Consider the following 1582-nt stretch of genomic DNA (forward strand, 5'->3'; position numbering starts at 1 on the left):
CGCTGATGCAATGAAGGGGCGGGGCCTCCGCTCCTCGTGACCCTCGGCTCATGCTCGAGGCGCTTCACATCAACGACTTGGGAGGCCCCTATGAGCGAAGCATACGAGGGACGGCAGATCGTCGGGATGGATCTGCATCGGCGCCGGTCGGTACTGGTGCGGATGGCTGAGACCGGGCAGCAGTTGGAGACGGTGCGGATCTCCAACGACCCGGAGTACCTGCGCCAGGTGATGGCCCGCGCCGGGGAGGCCCCCGAGGTGGTGTTGGAGGCCACCTACGGCTGGTATTGGGCCGCGGACACCCTGGCCGAGCTGGGCGCGCACGTGCATCTGGCGCACCCGCTGGGGGTGAAGATGTTCTCCTACCGGCGGGTCAAGAACGATCAGCGTGACGCCGCGGACCTGGCCGACCTGCTGCGGATGGGCCGGCTACCCGAAGCGTGGATCGCCCCACCGGCCACACGGGAGCTACGCGGCTGGGTGCGCCACCGGGCCAAGCTGGTCGGACTGCGCTCCAGCCTCAAAACCAGGTTCACGCCGTGCTCGCCGCCGCCGGCGTGCAGGTCGCGATGGGCGACCTGTTCGGCCCGGGCGGGCAGCAACTGCTCGCAACAACCCGGCTGGCGGTCGAGTCCCGGTCCCGGATCAACTCGCTACTGCGGATGATCACCGCGCTGGACTTCGAGATCGACACCTTCGCCCGGCTGGTCACCCAGCGACTACGCGAAGATCCCGGCTACCGCGCGATCCAGGCCATCCCCGGAGTCGGGCCGCTGCTGGCGGCGGTGTTCGTCGTCGAGATCGGCGACATCACCCGGTTCACCCGCCCCGAGCAGCTGGCCTCCTGGGCGGGGCTGACCCCGAAACATCACGAGTCCGACACCACCGTGCACCGCGGCCGGATCACCAAACAAGGCTCCACACTGGTCCGCTGGGCCGCGATCGAGGCGGTCCAACGCATCGGCACCCACACCCGGCTCGGCCAGATCCGTGACCGGATCGGCCAGCGCCGCGGCCGCAACATCGGTGTCGTCGCCGCCGCCCGCGAGCTGATCACATTGGTGTTCTACGGGCTGCGTGATCACCACATCCGCTGCCTGCCCGCCCGAACCGCATGAGCAGCCCACACAGCACCCGGTGCACGCAGATCGTGCAGGTCATGACCCCCGGACCCGGCAACACGCGAGACCGGCGCGGCCGCCCCCGCTGGTTGATCCCGTCCACCGCGAACCAACTGTCGCAGCGCACCATGGCGGCCACCACGCGCGGCGAAGGGATGACCGACAGCCCCCAACCCAGGGCCTGTCCACCAGCCGGGACCACCGGCATTGGAGCAGCACCACGCCCCTCAACCCCGACCGCCGCCGGAGGCGCCCGCCCCCCTTGATCCCCCGCCCTTGAACAGCATGCGCCGACCGGCGTCGGCGTCAAGGACCTCCGGCCGCTACGCGGTCGCCCTCCGGGCGATCCCTGACTCCGCCGCCTACCTCGACACGCCCACAAACAGGCGGAGAACAGCCAAGAAAAGATCAACTACACCGACAGGAGGTTGACCGGCCCCGCCCCTTCAGGGATGACCTGC

At 69.6% G+C, this 1582-nt stretch carries 1 protein-coding gene and 1 pseudogene; both read left to right on the top strand.

The window, feature by feature from the left end; all coding sequences use genetic code 11:
- Window positions 1-126: 126 nt before the first annotated feature.
- Window positions 127-525 (top strand): annotated as a pseudogene (locus ABEA81_RS42245) (IS110 family transposase); the annotation flags it as partial.
- A 14-nt stretch (window positions 526-539) separates the two neighbouring features.
- Window positions 540-1118, top strand: coding sequence for a transposase (locus tag ABEA81_RS42250; protein ID WP_345613684.1), 579 nt, complete (start codon window positions 540-542; stop codon window positions 1116-1118).
- Window positions 1119-1582: the final 464 nt, after the last annotated feature.

It is taken from the genome of Pseudonocardia adelaidensis (genome assembly GCF_039543345.1).
GTDB classification, from domain to species: Bacteria; Actinomycetota; Actinomycetes; order Mycobacteriales; family Pseudonocardiaceae; genus Pseudonocardia; species Pseudonocardia adelaidensis.